Genomic DNA, 19,177 nt, shown 5'->3' on the forward strand with positions numbered 1-19,177 from the left:
GAGGAGCGACGGCTAATCGAAATCATCGTGCTCCTCGGTGCCCCACTGCTCTGGATACCGCGCGAGATAGCTGCTGACCGCCGCGCCGATGGTGGCAAAGAATGCCGACTCGCCAATTCGAGCAAACAAACCGAAGCGCTTGAGCTTGTCCTTGACCGGATCTTTCATCCCCGCCACGCACAATTCGATACCGGCAGCGTGCAAGGTTTCGTCCAGTTCGGCGAGCATGTCGGCGGACGTCACGTCGACGCTGGTGACCGGTTCAGCCACCACCACCAACCAGCGCACCGGTGTCGGCGAAGTCGCCACGGCATCCAGCACGCGGTCATGGAATAATTCGGCATTGGCGAAAAACAACGGCGCATCCCAGCGAAACAACACCAGCCCGGGCACCCTTTGCGCCTGTGGGTAGCGCTGGATGTCGTGATAGCCCTGCACGCCTTCGGCACGTCCCAGGACCGCCGAATACGGACGCCAGCCGTCCCAGAGGAATTCGATCACGGCAATCACGATGGCGATGCCGATGCCCTCGATGGCCCCGAACACGGCCACACCGACCGTACAAACGATCGACAGCCAGAATTCCCAGCGTTGGATGCGATAAATGCGGCGCAGGTCGCTGACTTCGATCAGGCCGATGGCCGAGGCAATCACCACGGCGGCCAGGGCGCTGGTGGGCAGGTCCTTGAGCAGGTTCGGCGCCACCATCAACAACACCGCCACGGCCAGCGCGCCGACCACCCCGGTCAACTGGGTCTTGGCCCCCGCCGCTTCGGCCACCGGGGTACGGGACGAGCTGCTGCTAATGGGGAAACCCTGGAACAAGCCTCCGGCCAGATTGGCCACGCCCAGCCCGACCATCTCCTGATTCGGATCGACCGACGTCCGGGTCCTCGCCGCGTACACCCGCGACAGCACGCTGGTGTCGGCGAACGACACCAGCGCCACGGCGCAACCACCAATCAGCACCGGGACGATATCGTCCCGGGTAATCCACGGAATGGCGAACGCGGGCAAGCCCTGGGGCAGCGAACCGAGGACCGCGACACCGTGGGACGCCAGGTCCCAGACACCGACGACAATCGTCGCGGCCGCCACGGCGATCAGGATGCCAGGCACACGCTTGTGGTTCTTCAGCATCAGGATCACCACCAGGGTGGCGGCGCCGATCAGGAATGTCGCCCAGTTGGCTCTGCCGCCAAGCACCCCGGAACCAATGGCCCACAAGTTGCGCAACGGCCCGTCGCTCTCTATGGAGAAGCCAAACAACTTGGGCAACTGGCTGATCAGCACAGTCAAGGCTATGCCGTTCATGTAACCGTAGCGAATGGGTTTGGACAGCAACTCGGTGACGAAGCCGAGTTTGGCGAGGCCCGCAAGGATGCACACCGTCCCGGAAACAATGGCCATTGCCGCCGCCAGCGCAATCGCACGCTGCGGGTCGCCGCCGGACAACGGCAGGATCACCGCGAGTATCACCGCTGCCAATGACGAGTCCGGGCCGAGCACCAGAATGCGGCTCGGACCGAACAAGGCATACGCCAACAGCGGCACGATGGTCGCATACAGGCCGTAAATGCCTGGCACACCGGACGCCACCGCGTAGGCAATGCCCACCGGCACCAGCATGGTGGTGAGCACCAGGCCGGCGACAATGTCGTTGGGCAACCACGCCAGTTGATAACGACGTAGCGTCTGCAAGCCCGGCAACCAACGCTGCCAACCGCTTTGTTCCGCCGTATTGCTACGGGCTATGCGGCCAGGCCCGGCCACGGGCGGCGGCGTATTGGAATCACTCATGTGCCTAGAACTTCTGCGGAATATGCCGGTACGGATAATCCGGGTCTTTGTAGCCACCGGGCTTTTGCCGCTTCGGCAGCTTGACCTTCTCGCGCGGCACTTCCTTGTAGGGAATACGGCTGAGCAGGTCGGCAATGATGTTCAGGCGCGTACGCCGTTTATCATTGGAATTGGCCACGAGCCAGGGCGCGTACTCGGTGTCGGTGGCCTTGAACATTTCGTCGCGCGCCCGGGAATAGTCGTACCAGCGGCTGTAGGACTTGAGGTCCATCGGTGACAGCTTCCAGATTTTGCGGCCGTCCTCGATGCGCCCTTCAAGCCGTCGCGTCTGCTCCTGCGGACTCACATCCAGCCAGTATTTGAGCAGGATCACGCCGGAATCGACGATGGCCCGCTCCACCTGCGGCACAGACTTGAGAAACTTTTCGACCTGCTCTTCGGTGCAAAAACCCATGACCCGCTCGACCCCGGCTCGGTTGTACCAACTGCGATCGAAGATGACGATTTCACCGGCCGCTGGAAGATGCGGCAGATAGCGCTGTAGATACATCTGGCTCTTTTCCCGGTCGGTGGGCGCGGGCAATGCAAGCACCCGAAACACCCGCGGGCTGACGCGCTCGGTGATGGCCTTGATAGTCCCGCCTTTGCCTGCGCCGTCGCGCCCCTCAAAGATCACACAAATCTTGATGCCTTCCTGCTTCACCCATTCCTGCAACTTGACCAGCTCGACATGCAGGTGACGCAGCTCATCCAGATAGTCCTTGTTTTTCAGCTTTGGGCTGTCGGCTGAATCGGCTTTGGGGGCGCTCTTCTTCTTTGCTTTTGCCATGACCGAGCCTCATGAAATTGACGTAGCGGCTGAGCGTTGAAAACGCCCCGGTTTCATCCTCGAAATCCAGTGTAGATCCAAACAGTTCAGGCGCCATGACGCGGGACATCTTTGCATCACAACCCGGCGCATTGCCGTCCGCCAGCTACAATTTTCCAGCAGTGCACAGCGCCGTCACGGAGCGACCATGTTAGTCAGCCTTTTGATTCTTTTTTCCGCCTCGCTGGTGATCATTGCCCTTTTCCACCGGCTGCACCTGCCGCCGGTGCTGGGCTACCTTTGCGTTGGCCTGATGGTTGGCCCCACGGCCTTCGACTGGGTCAACGACAGTGCGGTGCTGGCGCTGGTCGCGGAGTTGGGGGTGGTGTTCCTGCTGTTCTCCCTGGGCCTGGAGTTTTCCCTGTCGAAAATGATCGAGTTGCGCCGGGTGGTGTTTGGCCTGGGCAGCTTGCAGATCTTGCTCACCGGGGCCGTTGCTGGCGGGTTGCTAATGCTGGCCGGGTTGCCGACGGCGGCTGCACTCATGCTCGGCGCCGGGCTGGCGCTGTCCTCCACGGCGATCGTGGTCAAGGAATTGGGCAGCCTCGGCGAAGTGTTCAGCAGCCATGGGCAAAATGCGATCGGCGTGCTGCTGTTCCAGGACGTCGTGGCGGTGATCCTGTTGACCCTGGTGCCAGTGCTGTCCGGTGCCAGTGACCAGGCCTGGTACTGGGCGCTGCCGATCACGCTGGGCAAGACCCTGTTGCTGTTCGCCGGGCTGTCCCTGGCCAGTCGCTGGGTGTTGCCGCATCTGTTTCATGAAGTGGCGGCCTCGCGCTCTTCCGAACTGTTTGTGCTGCTGGCCCTGGTGATCGTGCTGCTCGCGGCGGGGCTGACCCACCTGATCGGGCTGTCGCCGGCACTGGGCGCCTTCCTCGCGGGCATGTTGCTTGGTGAAAGCCACTATCGGCACCAGATCGAGGCCGACATCCGCCCCTTCAAGGACATCCTGCTGGGGGTATTTTTCGTCAGCATCGGCATGCTTATCGACCTGCGCCTGTTTGCCAGCCATGGCTTGCTGATTCTGGCCCTCACGCTGGGCCTGCTGCTGATCAAGGGTTGCGTGGTCGCGCTGTTGGTCAAGGTGCGCGGGCAAGACAGTGAAACCGCGTGGCGTAGCGGCCTGGCACTGGCCCAGGGCGGTGAATTCTGTTTTGCCCTGATGACGCAGATGCAACAGAACGACCTGCTGCCCGCCGAGCTGGGCGGGTTGCTGCTCGCCGCGACGTTTTGTTCGATGCTGCTCACTCCTTCGCTGCTGCGCCTGGCCCCGCGCATTGCGGCCCGCCTGCACCGCAAGCCCAACCACGAGGCGCAACTCGAGGAAATCAGCGCACGCAACGCCCAGGAGAACAGCCATGTGGTGATTTGCGGATACGGTCGAGTGGGTCAGGCCATCGGCCGGTTCCTGCGCAACGCCGGCCAATCCTGTGTCGCCCTCGATACCGATCCCCAAGCGGTGCGAGACGCTGAGGCCACAGGCAACGCCGTGCATTACGGTGACTCGCAACGAGGCGAACTGCTGACTGCGGTCGGCGTAGAACGCGCCAGCCTGCTCGTGATTGCAGTCGACAATACCGACACCGCGCTTAAGATCCTGCAGGCAGCCCGCAGTCTAAACACGAGCGTGCCGATTCTGGTGCGCACCCAGGATGACCAGCGTGCACCCGAGCTCAAGGCGGCCGGGGCCAGCGAAGTGGTGCCCGAATTGATGGAATCCAGCCTGATGCTCGCCTCCCACGCCCTGGTGCTGCTGGGTTTCCCCGAACAACAGGTCCAGGAACGAGTCGAGCACATCCGCCGTGACCGCTATCAGCTGTTGCAGGGGTGTTACACGGGCGAGGCGGATCAGGAGTTTCGTTGAAAGTCGGGTTACCCCAAGGCGCTTATGTTGATTGCAGCAAGGGGACTCAGCAACCTCCGGGATTGTTCTGGAGTCATGCGTCCGCCCGCATCGCGGGATGCTCACGCAGCCGATCAACCACATAACTGACGAAACTGCGCACGCGCATCGAAGCGTTGCGCCTTTCCCGATAGACCACATGCACTGGCGTCGAAGGCGGGTCGTAGGCGTGCAGCACCCTGCGCAATCGCCCCGTGCGCAGATAATCGTACAACGGGTAACTCAGGCATCGAGTGACACCGGCGCCATTGGCGGCGGCATCGATGGCGGCCTGCAACGTGGCACAACTGAGTCGCGTGCGCGCCTTGACGACGATGGACTCCCCCTGATCCTGAAAGGGCCACTGGACGCTGTTCTGATGGGGTTGGGTGGCGATCAGCCGATGTTTGTGCAGGTCCTGGGGAACATCGGGCTCGCCATGGAGCGCCAGGTAGTCGGGGCTTGCGCAGACGATCGAGCGGACATGGCCAACGGGGCGCGCGATCAGTGATGAGTTGGGCAGGTGCCCCACCAGCACCGCCACGTCCACGCCGTCTTCGTACAAGTTGGCAGCGTGATCCTGATACCGCGCGAAAATACCGACCTCGGGATACTGGTCCATGTAGCCGGTCAGTACCGGCGTCATCACATAACGGCTGAACAGCAGCGGCAGCAACACATTGAGGTTGCCTTGCGCCTGAACGTGAAGGCCCTTGGCAGATGCCTCGGCCTCATCAACCGCCTTGAGGATGCGCGATGCATCGACCATGAACGCCGCACCGGCGTCGGTCAACGTGATGCCCCGGGTACTTCGCTGCAACAATGTGACACCCAGGCGAGCTTCCAACCGGGCGACCGCGCGCATGACGGTCGGCCCCGACACGTTGAGTCGGCGTGCTGCCGACGCAAGGCTGGGGCGCTCCGAGAGCGCCGTGAACATCAGCATCTCGTGATAGCGGTCCATCACGTCATGCCTTTGGCTGTCGGCAGTAGCGCTTCGTCGCGCTTCAGACGCTCAACCAGGAAGTCGACAAAGGTGCGCACTTTCGCCGGTATCCGGTTGGTTTTCTGGTACACCACGTGAATGGGCAATGCGGGAGGCTCGAAGTCCTGGAGGACGATGTCCAGCTCACCGGCGCCGACACGGCTGGCGACCTGATAGGACAGCACCCGTGTAAGCCCCCAGCCCTGACAGGCGATATTGATCGCCGCCTGATTGGCCGTGACCACCAGGCGCGGGTTGAAACGAAAGCTCAGGGGGGTGGAGCCGTGATTGAACACCCAGTCGCTGAGCAGATGACTGGCCGATGACATCACGATATTGGCAGTGCTCAAGTCTTCAGGGTGCTGCGGTCGACCATAACGCTTGAAATAGGCGGGAGCGGCACAGATGACCTGGCGCACTTCCCCCACCTTGACCGCGTGCAGGTTGCTCTCGCGCAGGTGGCCGATGCGGATCGCCACGTCGATGCCTTCGTCTGCCATGTTGACCACTCGGTCGACGAACATCGCATTGAGGTGCACGGAGGGAAACTGATCCAGGTAGTCCGCCATCAGCGGCGCGATGTACAACTCGCCAAACAGGACCGAGGCCGTCACGGTCAGCAGGCCGCAGGGCACCGAATAGCTACCGGCGGCAGCCTCCTCGGCTTCGTCGAGTTCGCCCAGGATACGTCGACAGTCCTCGAGATAACGTTGCCCGGCCTCGGTCAGGTGCAGGCTGCGCGTGGTACGGGACAGCAACTGAGTGCCGATCCGTTCTTCCATTGCCGCAATGGCGCGGGTCACGCTCGGAGGAGAAATGCGCAGCGTGCGGGCTGCGGCAGCGAATCCCTCTTCCTCTGCAACGGCCATAAAAATCTGCATTTCCTGAAAGCGATCCATGGGTTACCCGATTGTGGTTGAGGTCGTTGTCGCACGCGCAGGCAGGGCAATCGCCAGTATTGTCGGTTGCGGCGACTTTCGCACGATGAGGGGATGAATCGGTTGCACTCGAACGGGGTTGGAGCCTGCCGAGACACCCTCCCGGCAGGCCCCACTATCTGTATCAAGCCTGTTGCAGGCCTACAGCGGTACGTTGCATGCCGACAAAGCGCGGCAGCGCCTCAATGCGGGCCAGCCAGGCACGGACGTTCGGGTAATCGTCCAGCGAGACGTTGCCCTCGGGCGCGTGGGCCACATAGGTGTAGACGGCCACGTCGGCGATGGTCGGTGTTTCACCGGCCAGGAATTTACGTTCGCCCAGTTCCTCTTCCATCAACTTGAGCAGGCCGTGGGAGCGATTGATCACGTCTTCGGCGTTGTAGCCTGCGCCGAACACGGTAATCAACCGCGCAGCGGCCGGGCCCGAATTGACCTGGCCTGCGGCCACGGACAACCAGCGCTGGATGTTGGCTTTGGCCAGCGGGTCGTTTGGCAACAAGTGGCCCTTGTCATATTTTTCGGCAAGGTAGACCAGAATGGCGTTCGAGTCCGCCAGCACTACGCCGTTGTCGTCGATCACCGGCACCTGGCCAAAGCGGTTGAGCGCGAGAAACTCCGGAGTCTTGTGCTCGCCCTTCATCAGGTCCACAAATACCAGTTCGGTGGGCACACCCAGCAGGGACAGCGCCAATTCAACGCGGTGAGAGTGACCGGACAACGGATGACGGTAAAGCATGATCGCTTTCTGGGACATGACGTACTCCTTGTTGGCATTCTGAGGGCTCGGCACGGTGATCGTGGCGATGGCGTCATCCTCTACTGCTGGCACAAACAGCGGAATCCCCAGCTTTCGCAATCCAGCATTTCATTTTCTGGAATGATCCAGGCCCTGTAGGAGCGAGCTTGCTCGCGATGCGATGATCCTGACGCACCTGCAGTCGCCTGACACAACGCCTCGCGAGCAAGCTCGCTCCTACAGGGGCTAGATATCCAGGATCAGGGTTTCGCTGCCCTCTGCCGGGACCGAGCAGCAGATCAGCACTTCATCCGCCGCCAGGCCCAGGTCCGGGGTGTTGAGGTAATGCACCTGGCCGCCGCTCAGTTTGGTTTTGCAGGTGCCGCACGAGCCTCCGCGGCAACTGAAATCCGGGTTAAGGCCACGGGCTTCGGCCAGTTCCAGCAGCGTGCCGGTGCCCGGCTCCCAGCGCGCTTCCTTGCCGGAGGTGGAAAACAGCACTCTCACCGACTCGGTGGCCATGGGCACCTGCGGCGGCGCCGGCACGCTGATTTGCACATCGCGCTTGAGCGTCGACGGTCCAAAGGTTTCCGCGTGGATGCGATCGTCCTGAATACGCAATTTGCGCAGGCCGTCGTACAGCGCCTGGGTAAAACTGCCCGGGCCGCACAGGTAGAAGTCATAGTCATCGAGGGGCAACAAGGCCTTGAGCAGTTCGACATCGATCCTGCCCGCCACGTCATAGTCCTCGCCATCACCGTCGATGGGCGGTTGGCTGACGACCCGCACCACCTCGACCCCGTCCGCGGCCTGCTCCACCAGTGCGTCGATCTCTTCACGAAACGCCAGGTCACTCACGGTCCGGCTGCTCTGCACCAGCCAGGTCCGGCGCATGCGGCCCATCCGTTTGCCCTGGTAAACCACTTCGCGCAGCATCGACAACAGTGGCGTGATGCCGACACCCGCCGCCAGCAGTACCAATGGCCGGCGTTCTGCAGCCTGGACGGTGAAATGCCCTTGGGGCGCTCGCGCCTCGATCCAGTCGCCGACCTGAACGCGATCATGCAGATGCGAGGAGATCAGGCCGTCGCGCTTGACGCTGATGCGCAGGAATTCATCCGAGGAGGCGCTGGACACGCTGTAGGTGCGAATCGAGGGCGCCTGCTGCCCTTCCAGTGCAATGCGGATGGGCAAGTGTTGCCCCGGCGCAAACCCGGGCAAACCCAGGCCATCGTTGGGCTCCAGGTAGAACGAGCGAATGCTTGGGCTCTCGTCGACGATGTGCGCAACGCGCAGGGGCCGCCAGTGGTTGCGTAACGCGTCGGCCTGCAAACGCTCGGCAACCTGCTCCCAACTGCCGGTCATCAGGGAGTTGGGTGACTCCCCCTCGTCCTCCTCCACCCAGCGCAACGGGATCGCAGCCTGACGGTAGACAATGCGTTGCGGCTTGAACCGCCACAGGCGCTCAGCCCCCTGGAACGCGGCAATCTCGGGATCATCCAGCAGCACTTGCGCTGTACCGCTCATTTGAAGCAGGTCGCCGCTCTGGAAGTCGACGAACAGCAGCCCGGCACGAGGATTGAGCAGAATGTTGCCCAACGTGTTGAAAAAGAGGTTGCCGTTGAAATCAGGTATGGTCAGCGTGCCATCCTCTTCCATTCTTACAAAACCCGGCTTGCCGCCGCGATGGGAGGCATCGACCTGATGCTGGCCATCACGCTCTACGTAGGTGGCGACATAAAAGGAATCCGCGCCAGTGATCATGCGGCGTACCTGCGGGTCTACTACAGAAACCTCGACCACCGTGTCCTTGACCTCGTCGACAAAGGCATACTGGCGCAGGTTGATGTAACGCGGGCAATTACCGTACGCCTGGGTGACGCCGATCTCGATGCCCTCGCCCAGTTCACGCAAAATGTTGCCGTTCATGCGGTTGCGCCGGCGAGTGTGCAACTCGATGCCGAGCATGCCGATGGCATCGCCCACCTGCATGCCTTCCTGCGCCGGGTCGTTGGGCTGCGGTTGCAAGTTGATGGTCAGGATGGGAGGTGTCGGGGAATTCATGAAACCCGGCTGGCCTGTGCGCATGGTCGCCCAGACGTCACCCTGTCGGTCCACGGCGCCCAGCACTACGAAAGGCAGTTGCGCGTAGAAATCACGATGTTGGTCCGGCATCCACGTACGCGCCAGTTGCCGCTGTCCAACGCCCACCATCATGTCGATGGCGCCGACGGCGCGCTGCAAGGTCAGCTCACCCTCATGCCAGGGGGAAGATGGGGCTTTCGAGACTTCGTCCATCGGGGGTCTCCTCGCGCTGGCGTCAGCGGCTTCGATCAGGGCTCTGAGCTACCCATTGAAGCAGGGCTCGTCGTGAGCGCTCATCTTCCGCTTCAAGCGTTGCCGGCGGAATGCGCACAGAATGCAATCCACTATTTCACCAGATGAAATGGTGCCAGGCAGACGGTGGAGCGGCGGCAACACTCAGGCCAGCAGTTCGCTAATCCAACGGACTTGTCGGGCGATGTCCTGCACCTTCTGCTCGGGCACATTGCGCGCCCGGGAGAAACTTGCCAGGGTTCGCTGACGCTCTCGCAGCAGACGTTGCCACTTGGCAAGGAACGCCGGGCTGCGGACCTGCATCTGCACCGGGCCGAAGTACAGTTGCTCGGCGCTGTAATGCACCGGGTCGCCGCGCTCGGCCACGATGATTTCGTAATCGAAGCGATTTTCGCGCAGCACCTCCTCCAACAGGATGCGGTAACCGTTGCTCATCAGCCACTGACGCAAGGGTTGTTCGCCGCCGTTGGGTTGCAGGATGAGGCGCTCGTGGCCGCTCAGGCAGGCCTTGCCGCTGTCGAGGATGTCGCGGATGGTTTCACCGCCCATGCCGCACAGGCTGATGGCAGTGATGGCGTCAGCGGGTTGGATCGCCGCCAGGCCATTGGCCAGGCGCACGCTGATGGACTGTTCCAGATCGTTTTCGCGCACCGTGCGTTCGGCCGCGCGAAATGGTGTCAAGGCCACCTCGCCAGCCACCGCGGCCGTAATGGCGCCACGGTGCAGGAGCGCCACCGGCAAGTAAGCGTGATCCGAACCGATATCGGCCAGGCGCGCATCGGCGGGCACATGGGCCGCCACCCGTTCAAGGCGCCTGGACAAGGTCTGTTGGTTCAACGGCATCTCTCTTTGCTTTTGAATGGCTGGCCCGCTCTGCCAGACCGGCGCGCGATTTTGTCGGGCATCGCTGTGCATTTCAACTGTCATGCTCACCCGCGAAGGCGCGTCTTAATGACTGCACAGGGTCTTTATCACCGCCGATTCTTGCAGTCATAAAGACCTCATGCGCACTGGAACCCCCGTATTACGGGCATCTGACAACTGGCCCACATTTTGAATTACCGGGTATGTACGCAAACCCATTCAAGTTCATTCAGGATAAACAGCGATGAGTAATGATTTCGAAGGACGCCTGGCTGTCGTCACCGGTGCCAGTTCCGGCATAGGCCTGGCCGTGACGGCCCGTCTTCTGGCCCAAGGTGCTCGAGTGCTGGCCATGTCACGGAAAATGGGAGGGTTGGAAGAACTGGCTCGCCACTTTGCCGGGCAACTGACCTGGGTATCTGGCGACGTGACCAAGGCAGAAGACCTCGAGCAATTGGCGCAGCACGCGTCGCGCCAGGGTCCGGTCCATTACCTGGTACCAAATGCCGGTATCGCCGAACTGGCGGACTGCCTGGACCTGCAAGCCTTCGATCGCCAATGGGCGGTCAATGGCGCCGGGGCGTTGAACACCCTGAGCCACCTTCGCGGACACCTGGCCAGCCCGGCGTCGGTGGTCTTCATCACCACGTTTCTCACGGGCATTACATTCCCGGGACTGGCCGCCTACATCGCCTCCAAGGCAGCCCTGCAGGCCCATGCTCGTACACTGGCTGTAGAGCTGGCGCCCCAGGGGATCCGCATCAATATGGTTTCCCCTGGCCCTACCGCGACGCCGATCTGGTCAACACTGGGCCTGGCTCACCAAGACCTGGCCAACGTCGCCACCCAGGTCAACAAGCGCCTGCTGGGTGGCGAATTCCTGGAAGCGGGGTCCGTGGCCGATGTCATCCTGTTCCAACTGAGCAACGGCGCCCGAAGCGTGTATGGCCAGGACTGGGTGGTGGACAAAGGCTACACCGTGCGCTGATCTTCCTGTAGGAGTGAGCTTGCTCCGGGCGGCGTTCCGACGATGGTGGCCCAGACACCACTGGGTATCAGACAACCCCGTGTCATCGTTGACGACCATCGCGGGCAAGCCCGCTCCTACAGGGATATGTGTACCCTCGCGCCCACAGGACTATTCGGGCAATTGCTGCTCGATGACGCCATACCAGCCCATGCCCGGATAGGTTTCGAAGCCGGGTGTGAGCGAATAACCCTGCAAACTGTTGTTGAGCTGGACACTGTACCCGCTGGTTTGGCCTGCCCTGGTCATCAGCGCAATGCGTTGGCCCAGCGCAGCCTGCGGGTTGGAACTGGCCAGGACATTGTTGCCGGCATCGACCAGCATCACACAACTGCGCGAGCGTTCTTCGTCGGTCAGGCGCACGCCGTTGATGATCGACCTGGCCTGGTTTTCCCAATCGAAAAAAATGCCGATCACGCCGGTCACCGAGCCCTGATGGCGCACGGCCGCGCTGAAGGCGCACGTCTGGGCGCCGTTGAGCAGCGGCTCGACACAGACATTGCCCGCATCATATTGATCACTGCGACTGTGCTTCAGCGCCATTTTGAACCAGGGTGCTTCGCTGACGTTGGCCCCCATTGCCTTGTCATAAACCGAAGAACGTCCGGTAGCGATGACACGCCCTCGAGTGTCCGCGAGCCAGATGTCCAGATAAACCGTGTAACTGTCGAGGATGATGCCCAGTCGCTCACAAGCGTAGGCACGGTTTTGCTCGTCAGCCGACTTGAGGGCATCGACCAGTGAGGCATCAGTGGCCCACCAGCGAACATCGCAGGTTCGCTCATAGAGGTTGCGATCCATGATCTCGATCATGTTCAGCGACAAGTCCGCCAGCCGCTGCCCACGTACGTCAAAGCACATGCCTTCGCCCAGCGCGGTCAACTCGTTGACGGACGCTTGCAGGTTTTCGGTCATGGTGCCGGCGATTTTCGAAATGCGTTCGGAGATGACCTTGACCTCCTCTGCCACCACCGCGAAGCCCTGCCCGGCCTTGCCGGCGTGTGCGGCTTCGATCAACGCATTGATGGCAAGCAAGCGGGTCTGTCGGGTGATCATCTGGATATCGCTGATGCCACGGTTTGCCAGCGCCTCGACTTCCCGCGACAGCGTGACAATTCGTTCTGGTTCGATCATTTTCTTTGTGCTTCAAAGAGTTGTTAGTCGGCGGCAGCCTTATTGAATCGAAGCAATGTTGTCGTTTTCTTACGGCGCCACTCATCGGTGGTGGCACTCTGAAATTATGTGCTGACTCTAGATCAGCTGATTCGATTCAGGCAAGGGCCCACGGGGCCATCCAGGCAGGTTTTTGGGACGGATGTGCAACAGGCGAAAAAGACCTGCGACAGTACGCCGCACAAACACCGCGCAACACCCGTTTTCAGGGTGATCAACCGGTCTGTGACGGCTTGCCGCAAGCGATTGCCCGCGTTGAAAAACGGTAGAATTCACCCGGTTTGACCCGCACGCAGCGTTGCGCCTCGTGCCCGCGCCAATCATCCGCTACGAGCCCCTGGACTGGGCTATTCAGAAAGGCTGTAGAAATGAGTGTTTTGTTGACCCGCCGCAAGGTGGTTGCAGGAATCGGTTTACTCGGTCTGGGCCTGCTCACAGGCTGCGACAACAGCGTCCGCCTGTCGTACAAATACGGCAAGGATCTGAGCGACAAGATTCTCGGGCGGACCTTCAAGCTGAAAGACTCCCAAGGCAATCCCACGACGCTGACCAGTTTTCGCGGCATGATGCCGATGATTTTCTTCGGTTTCACCCAATGCCCCGCCGTCTGCCCGACTACGCTGGCCCGCGCGGCGCAAATCAAGAAGCTGATGGGTAAGGACGGTGATTTGCTCCAGGTGGTCTTCATTACCCTGGACCCCGAGCGCGATACCCCGGAAATGCTCGACGCCTACGTCAAGACCTTCGACCCGTCGTTTGTCGCGCTCCACGGAACGCTGGAGGAAACGGCGAAGACAGCCAAGGAATTCGAGGTGTTCTACGAAAAGGTGCCAAGCGGTTCCACGTACACCATTTCCCATACTGCGACCAGCTTCGTTTATGACACCCGGGGCAACCTGCGCGTCGGCTTGTCCCATTCGCTTTCGGCACAAGAGTGTACGGAAGACTTACTGACCGTCATGGAGGTCTGCTGATGAACTCGAACGCCTTTAAACCGCGCTTTTGCGCACGCCTGGGACGCCTGGCGCTGGGCCTGTCGATGCTCGGCCTGGCCGGTTACGCCAGCGCCCAGACCCAGGTCGATGACGCCTGGGTTCGCGCGACGGTGGCCGGACAACCTTCCACTGGTGCCTTCATGACGATCACGGCGAGCAGTGACGGCAAATTGATCAGCGCACAATCGCCAGTGGCGAAAACCGTGCAGATTCATCAATCGAGCATGAAAAACGACGTGATGAGCATGCAACAGGTCGAGTCCGTCGAGCTGCCCGCTGGCAAAGCCGTGGCGTTCAACACTGACAGTTACCATGTCATGCTGATGGACCTGGTCGCCCAGGTCAAAGAAGGCGACAAGGTGCCGCTGGTGCTGACCGTCCAGCACGCGAACGGTGAAAAGGAAGTGATCAACGTTGACGCCCCGGCACGTGCGCTGAACATGATGGATCACAGCAAAATGGATCACAGCAAGATGCATTGATTCATCCAGAGGCGGGCAGCGAGTAACAGCGCCCGCCTCTTCAATCGACACCGGAAACGCCCTTGATCTGGAAGTTGCCCGCAATCCCCCCGCCTTTTGCCTGACAGCCTATACTCATCTGGTTTTCTTTCTCGTTTACATGCAGCACGTCGGCACCCGTGCACCGCCAGGCGTACCCGTGCCTATCGCCAACGTAACCAGCCAGCAGCCCGTGTCGCTAACGACCGGCGTGCTCAAGCGCTTTGTGGCTGATGGATCGTGGAGAACACCATGAAATATACATTTCTTTCAGGCGTGGTTTTGGTTGTCTCGGCTACGGTGACGATACCGGGCGCCTGGGCTGCAGAGACGCGAGCGCTGGCCTCGGACGGCGCGGATCATGTGGGCGCGGGAGCAGTGGCGGCGGATGGCGCTGATAAAGTCGGCGCCAACAAACTCGCTGCTGACGGCGCTGACAAAGTCGGGGCCAACAGACTCGCCGCTGACGGCGCTGACAAAGTCGGCGCGAACAGGCTTGCGGCCGATGGCGCTGACAAAGTCGGGGCCAACAGACTCGCCGCTGACGGCGCTGACAAGGTCGGGGCCAACAGACTCGCCGCTGACGGCGCTGACAAAGTGGGTGCCAACAGGCTTGCTGCCGATGGCGCTGACAAAGTCGGCGCGAACAGACTCGCCGCTGACGGCGCTGACAAAGTCGGCGCGAACAGGCTTGCGGCCGACGGCGCTGACAAAGTCGGCGCGAACAGGCTTGCGGCCGACGGCGCTGACAAAGTCGGTGCCAACAGGCTTGCGGCCGACGGCGCTGACAAAGTCGGCGCGAACAGGCTTGCGGCCGACGGCGCTGACAAAGTCGGCGCCAACAGGCTTGCTGCCGACGGCGCTGACAAAGTCGGTGCCAACAGGCTCGCTGCCGATGGCGCTGACCACGTCGGCGCAGCCCGTCTCGCGTATTCCCGCAACGGTATTGGCTCGGACCGTGTGGCGTCCGCGCTCATGAATGAAGGTAGTTACTCCGACCAGTTCAACGAACAGTAACCGCAAGACGGTGCCTGGCACGCACCACTCCCCCTGAAACCGCCACCCCACGGTGGCGGTTTCTCATCTATTTGTATCTGTCTGTATATGAACCCCCGACAGATACGCAGACCTCGACTTCGCAGCGTTCAAGCACACATCGACGATACACCCGAGCGTTTAACTGTGTTCACCGGATAGCAGCAGCTACCGGCTCACTCAAATCAAACGCACGGAGCATCATCATGATCAATTTCTCGAAAGTTTCCTCTCTCGCAATCGGCCTGGCACTCGTGGGTGGCCTGGGTCTGTCGAATCTGGCCTCGGCCAACACTGCGAACGTCGCGTCGTACACCCAGACCCAGCTGTTGGTCGAAGGGGGGCAGACCGTTTGCAGGAACTGCGTGAACGCGTCGCCGAAGGTGGCTCTGATCGTTTGATCGAACGGCGTGTGGCCGAGGGCGGCTCGGATCGTCTGATCGAGCGTCGTGTGGCCGAAGGTGGTTCCGATCGCCTGATCGAGCGTCGTGTGGCCGAAGGCGGCTCGGATCGCCTGATCGAACGTCGTGTGGCCGAGGGCGGCTCGGATCGCCTGATCGAACGTCGTGTGGCCGAGGGCGGCTCGGATCGCCTGATCGAACGTCGTGTGGCCGAGGGTGGCGCCGATCGCCTCCAGGAACTGCGTGAGCGGGTCGCACAGAACTCCGTGCAAAAAAACGTGATCGTTGCCGAAAACCGCCCGGAGTTCGGTTCGAAATACCAGCGTTACTAACAGCGAGCCCCTTTGCACTGCCTCAAGCCCGGGTTTCCGGGCTTTGTTTTAACGCAATCGGACAGCACACAGCGTCAGCGCCCGTCCGGACAATTCGTGAGAAAAGGAACACAACTGATGAAAATCGGTTTTCTGGGTTTGGGCCGCATGGGTCAGGAGATTGCCGCTAACCTGATTAAAGGCGGTCATGACCTATGGGTCTGGAACCGCTCGCCGCAAGCGGTGCTGAATATGGTTGCGATGGGCGCAAAGGACGCCATCACTGCCGCGCAAGCGTTCGACGCCGACGTGGTCTTCAGCATGCTCGCAAACGATAATGCCCTACGCACGGTGTTACTCGATTCCGGGCTGCTGGCTCAGGTCAGGGGACCGCGTATTCACGTCAACCTGTCCAGCATCGCTGTAACCTTCGCCGATGAACTGGTTACTCTGCACACCGCGCAAGGCATCGACTACATCGCGGCTCCAGTCATGGGCTGCCCGGATGTGGCGGCCGCCGGCCAGCTCAACGTGTTGGTCGGTGGGCCTCAGGAGGCGATCGATCGCGTGCAACCGCTGTTTGACTTGATCGCACGTAACACCTGGCGCCTGGGTCACAAGGCTTCGAGTGCCAATGCCATGAAACTGGCCACCGATGACCTGCAGGACGCGATGGCCAATGGTCAAACGCCATACAGCTACCGATGAAGGACTGAACCCCTGCCCTCAAATGCCGGGTGGAGCGGCCTTGGGCTCGTCCTGCACCCACTGCCAGAACAATTGATACCCCACTGCCAGCACGACCGGGCCGATGAACAGCCCGATGATGCCGCTGGTCACCATGCCGCCGAGCGCCCCGATCAGTACCACCGGCATCGGCACATCGACACCGCGCCCCAGTAACAGGGGCTTGAGTACGTTGTCCACCAGCCCGGCGACGAACACATAGATGGCGAAGACGATGGTCCCGGTGCTGGCACCGTCGGTGGCGAACACATAAGCGATCACCGGCAAGGTTATCAGCGTCACCGGCAATTGCATGATGCCCAGCAACAGCACCGCCAAGGCGAGCAAACCTGCTCCGGGGACGCCCTGGAAAACAAATCCGAGGCCCACCAGCAGCATCTGGATAAACGCGATGCCCACGACACCGAGTGCTACGGCGCGAATGGTTGCGGTGCACAGCGCTGCGATTTTCGGGCCGCGCTCCGGGCTGCTGACTCGCGAAGCGATCTGCACCGCGCTGCGGCTGCCCGATTCGCCATGGGCCATGAAGATGCCGGCAATGATCAGGGCGAAGATAAAGACCAGGAACCCCATGCCGACACCCGCGAGTTTGCTCAGCACGGTCAGGCTGGCAACCTTGATTTGCGGCAGGTATTTGGCAGCGAGATCAGGCAGATTGGTTGAGGCATCCAGCCACAAGGCGGACAACTGCCGGCCGATCAAAGGCCAGCTGGCTACAGACTCGGCGGGCGGCGGAATGCGAAAGGTATCCGCCTTGACCACGTCGATGGCCCGGGTGACCGAGTCGGCAATCGATATGCCTAGCAGGTAGACCGGCACCATCAGGATCACGATCGCGGCAACGATGATCAGCGTCGCAATTCGCCCATCATTGTGCCCCAGAGGCCCACGCAGACGCTTTTGCAGCGGATATAGGGTGATTCCCAGAATCAGCGACCACAGCATCAGGTCGCGGAACGGGCTGAAGATATCGAAGCAAAACAGCACCAGCACCACAATCAGCCCGGCCCGGATCAACACATCCAGCAACGTGCGTGTCATCGTTTTTTCATTGAAGATCGTGGGCTCCATGGCTCTCTCCTGGTGGGGCGACGCAACGCTACGGGATGGTTTGCCCAGCATAGACGTCAGGACCGGTTTGCGCCGCTCGGCCCTCCACCTGTTACACCGCCCTCGCCCCCGCAAACATTGACGCTTATCATGTCTGCCGAATTAACCCCGGCCCTTTATGAGATGAGCATGACTTTCGATTTTGATCAGGTGTTCGACCGTCACCACACAGGCAGCACGAAGTGGAGTCGTTACCCAGCCGACGTGTTGCCGATGTGGGTCGCCGACATGGACTTCGCTGCGCCGCCGGTGATCGTCCAGGCCCTGCAAAAACGCCTGGAACACCCTTTGCTCGGCTACAGCGTGGCCCAGGATGACTTGCGCCATGCCATCGTCGAAGATCTCTGGAACAAATACGCTTGGCGGGTCGCGCCGCATGAACTGATCTTCCTGCCGGGCGTGGAGTCGGGGTTCAACATGGCCTTGCACGCCCTGGTTCAACCGCAACAGAACGTCGTCGTACAGGTACCCAACTACCCACCGCTGCGTCACGCACCGACCCATTGGGGGTTGAACAAGGTCGAACTGAGTTTCGATGCCCAGGCGGACGGCACCTACAGCACGCCGCTCGCCACCTTGCGCCAGTCGCTTGCCGGGGGCGGCGCCCTGTTACTGAGCAATCCGCACAATCCCCTGGGCAAGGCGTTCCCACGGGAAGAACTGCAAGCGGTCGCTGACATCTGCGTGGCGCAGGATGCCTGGATCATCTCTGACGAAATCCACGCCGAACTGTGCTTCGACGGGCGCAAACACATTCCGACCGCCTCGCTGAGCCCGGAAGTGGCGCGGCGCACAATAACCCTGATGTCGGCGAGCAAGGCCTACAACATTGCCGGTCTGAAAACTTCGTTCATGATCATCCAGGACTGCACCCTGCGTGAACGGGTCAACCACGCCCGTTGTGGCATGGTCGACAGCGTCAACCCCCTGGGCATGGAAGCCACACGCGTGGCTTACAGCGAAGGCGGCCCGTGGCTCGCCGAGCTGCGCGAGTACCTGCAAGCCAACCGTGATTACCTGGTCAACGCCGTTCGCACTCGCCTGCCGGGCGTCAGCCTGAACGCGCCGCAGAGCACGTACCTGGCCTGGCTGGATTGCTCGGCACTAGGTCTTGAGAACCCACAACAATTCTTCCTCGAACAGGCCAGGGTCGGCTTGAGCCCGGGCCTGGACTTCGGCGACGACCATCAGCAGTTCGTCCGCCTGAATTTCGGCTGTCCGCGTGCGTTGCTCGAAGAAGGTATTGCGCGGATGGAGCGCAGCCTGATCCAGCGGTTGCGCTGACAGCCCCCTCAATCCCACTGTAGGAGCGGGCTTGCCCGCGATGCCCCGGAGAACGCCACGGAGTGTCAGGTGCCCAGCGTCATCGTTGAGCTCCATCGCGAGCATGCTCGCTCCTACAAATGCCCACATCCCTTGTAGGAGCGGGCTTGCCCGCGATGAGCCGGTGAGCGCCGCGGAGTGTCAG

Annotated in this window: 18 protein-coding genes and 1 pseudogene; 10 read left to right on the plus strand and 9 right to left on the minus strand. The window is 61.4% G+C overall.

From position 1 onward, the window contains the following. Window positions 1-12: 12 nt before the first annotated feature. Window positions 13-1,800, minus strand: coding sequence for a SulP family inorganic anion transporter (locus AB4N33_RS07585; protein ID WP_476456886.1), 1,788 nt, complete (start codon window positions 1,798-1,800; stop codon window positions 13-15). Window positions 1,801-1,804: 4 nt separating this feature from the next. Continuing rightward, a complete protein-coding gene (ppk2, locus tag AB4N33_RS07590; RefSeq protein ID WP_460125192.1) occupies window positions 1,805-2,629 on the minus strand; it encodes a polyphosphate kinase 2 in 825 nt (274 codons plus the stop codon). A 187-nt stretch (window positions 2,630-2,816) separates the two neighbouring features. Between ppk2 and AB4N33_RS07595 the strand changes: the two genes are divergently transcribed. Further along, on the plus strand, window positions 2,817-4,532 hold the full coding sequence (locus AB4N33_RS07595) for a cation:proton antiporter (protein ID WP_476456887.1): 1,716 nt from the start codon (window positions 2,817-2,819) through the stop codon (window positions 4,530-4,532). A 73-nt stretch (window positions 4,533-4,605) separates the two neighbouring features. On the opposite strand, the gene AB4N33_RS07600 is transcribed toward AB4N33_RS07595, so the two are convergent. The 5 genes from AB4N33_RS07600 to AB4N33_RS07620 all read right to left on the minus strand — a co-directional run bounded on the left by AB4N33_RS07600 (window position 4,606) and on the right by AB4N33_RS07620 (window position 10,383). Continuing rightward, window positions 4,606-5,514, minus strand: a complete 909-nt coding sequence (locus tag AB4N33_RS07600; protein WP_476456888.1) for a LysR family transcriptional regulator — start codon at window positions 5,512-5,514, stop codon at window positions 4,606-4,608. Beyond that, the gene (locus AB4N33_RS07605) at window positions 5,514-6,434 is read right to left on the minus strand and encodes a LysR family transcriptional regulator (protein WP_460125200.1); all 921 of its coding nucleotides are present in this window, start codon (window positions 6,432-6,434) and stop codon (window positions 5,514-5,516) included. The genes AB4N33_RS07600 and AB4N33_RS07605 overlap by 1 nt, the downstream gene beginning before the upstream one ends. Before the next feature lie 163 nt (window positions 6,435-6,597). After that, window positions 6,598-7,227 carry a glutathione S-transferase family protein gene (locus AB4N33_RS07610; protein ID WP_476456889.1) on the minus strand — a complete coding sequence of 210 codons (630 nt, stop codon included), beginning with the start codon at window positions 7,225-7,227 and terminating at the stop codon, window positions 6,598-6,600. A 228-nt stretch (window positions 7,228-7,455) separates the two neighbouring features. Further along, the gene (locus AB4N33_RS07615) at window positions 7,456-9,507 is read right to left on the minus strand and encodes a 2Fe-2S iron-sulfur cluster-binding protein (RefSeq protein ID WP_476456890.1); all 2,052 of its coding nucleotides are present in this window, start codon (window positions 9,505-9,507) and stop codon (window positions 7,456-7,458) included. 183 nt (window positions 9,508-9,690) lie between these two features. Continuing rightward, window positions 9,691-10,383, minus strand: coding sequence for a tRNA (adenine(22)-N(1))-methyltransferase (locus AB4N33_RS07620; RefSeq protein ID WP_476456891.1), 693 nt, complete (start codon window positions 10,381-10,383; stop codon window positions 9,691-9,693). Window positions 10,384-10,654: 271 nt separating this feature from the next. On the opposite strand from AB4N33_RS07620, the gene AB4N33_RS07625 reads away from it, so the two are divergent. Next, window positions 10,655-11,398, plus strand: a complete 744-nt coding sequence (locus tag AB4N33_RS07625; RefSeq protein ID WP_476456892.1) for an SDR family NAD(P)-dependent oxidoreductase — start codon at window positions 10,655-10,657, stop codon at window positions 11,396-11,398. 150 nt (window positions 11,399-11,548) lie between these two features. On the opposite strand, the gene AB4N33_RS07630 is transcribed toward AB4N33_RS07625, so the two are convergent. Further along, window positions 11,549-12,571 carry a methyl-accepting chemotaxis protein gene (locus tag AB4N33_RS07630; RefSeq protein WP_476456893.1) on the minus strand — a complete coding sequence of 341 codons (1,023 nt, stop codon included), beginning with the start codon at window positions 12,569-12,571 and terminating at the stop codon, window positions 11,549-11,551. A 407-nt stretch (window positions 12,572-12,978) separates the two neighbouring features. Here AB4N33_RS07630 and AB4N33_RS07635 point away from each other — a divergent pair, with 407 nt between their 5' ends. From AB4N33_RS07635 to AB4N33_RS07665, 7 genes and pseudogenes are all read left to right on the plus strand, one after another. Then, window positions 12,979-13,584, plus strand: coding sequence for an SCO family protein (locus AB4N33_RS07635; RefSeq protein WP_368558313.1), 606 nt, complete (start codon window positions 12,979-12,981; stop codon window positions 13,582-13,584). Continuing rightward, on the plus strand, window positions 13,584-14,087 hold the full coding sequence (locus AB4N33_RS07640) for a copper chaperone PCu(A)C (RefSeq protein ID WP_460125215.1): 504 nt from the start codon (window positions 13,584-13,586) through the stop codon (window positions 14,085-14,087). The genes AB4N33_RS07635 and AB4N33_RS07640 overlap by 1 nt, the downstream gene beginning before the upstream one ends. 396 nt (window positions 14,088-14,483) lie before the next feature. Beyond that, a pseudogene (locus AB4N33_RS07645) lies at window positions 14,484-14,681 on the plus strand (hypothetical protein); the annotation flags it as partial. A gap of 21 nt (window positions 14,682-14,702) precedes the next feature. Next, window positions 14,703-15,122 (plus strand): phage infection protein, encoded by a 420-nt coding sequence (locus AB4N33_RS07650; protein ID WP_460126706.1) that lies wholly within the window; start codon window positions 14,703-14,705, stop codon window positions 15,120-15,122. Window positions 15,123-15,346: 224 nt separating this feature from the next. After that, complete coding sequence (locus tag AB4N33_RS07655) at window positions 15,347-15,541, plus strand: hypothetical protein (protein ID WP_460125217.1); 195 nt, start codon at window positions 15,347-15,349, stop codon at window positions 15,539-15,541. Next, the gene (locus AB4N33_RS07660; RefSeq protein ID WP_476456894.1) at window positions 15,493-15,873 is read left to right on the plus strand and encodes a hypothetical protein; all 381 of its coding nucleotides are present in this window, start codon (window positions 15,493-15,495) and stop codon (window positions 15,871-15,873) included. Before AB4N33_RS07655 ends, AB4N33_RS07660 begins: the two co-directional genes overlap by 49 nt. 117 nt (window positions 15,874-15,990) lie before the next feature. Further along, on the plus strand, window positions 15,991-16,560 hold the full coding sequence (locus AB4N33_RS07665) for an NAD(P)-dependent oxidoreductase (protein WP_476456895.1): 570 nt from the start codon (window positions 15,991-15,993) through the stop codon (window positions 16,558-16,560). Window positions 16,561-16,578: 18 nt separating this feature from the next. Here AB4N33_RS07665 and AB4N33_RS07670 read toward each other — a convergent pair whose 3' ends face one another. After that, window positions 16,579-17,670 carry an AI-2E family transporter gene (locus tag AB4N33_RS07670; protein ID WP_476456896.1) on the minus strand — a complete coding sequence of 364 codons (1,092 nt, stop codon included), beginning with the start codon at window positions 17,668-17,670 and terminating at the stop codon, window positions 16,579-16,581. A gap of 168 nt (window positions 17,671-17,838) precedes the next feature. Between AB4N33_RS07670 and AB4N33_RS07675 the strand changes: the two genes are divergently transcribed. Then, window positions 17,839-18,993: a MalY/PatB family protein gene (locus tag AB4N33_RS07675; RefSeq protein ID WP_476456897.1), complete on the plus strand. Its 1,155-nt coding sequence runs from the start codon at window positions 17,839-17,841 to the stop codon at window positions 18,991-18,993. The last annotated feature ends 184 nt before the right edge of the window (window positions 18,994-19,177 follow it).

It is taken from the genome of Pseudomonas sp. S1_E05 (assembly GCF_056337105.1).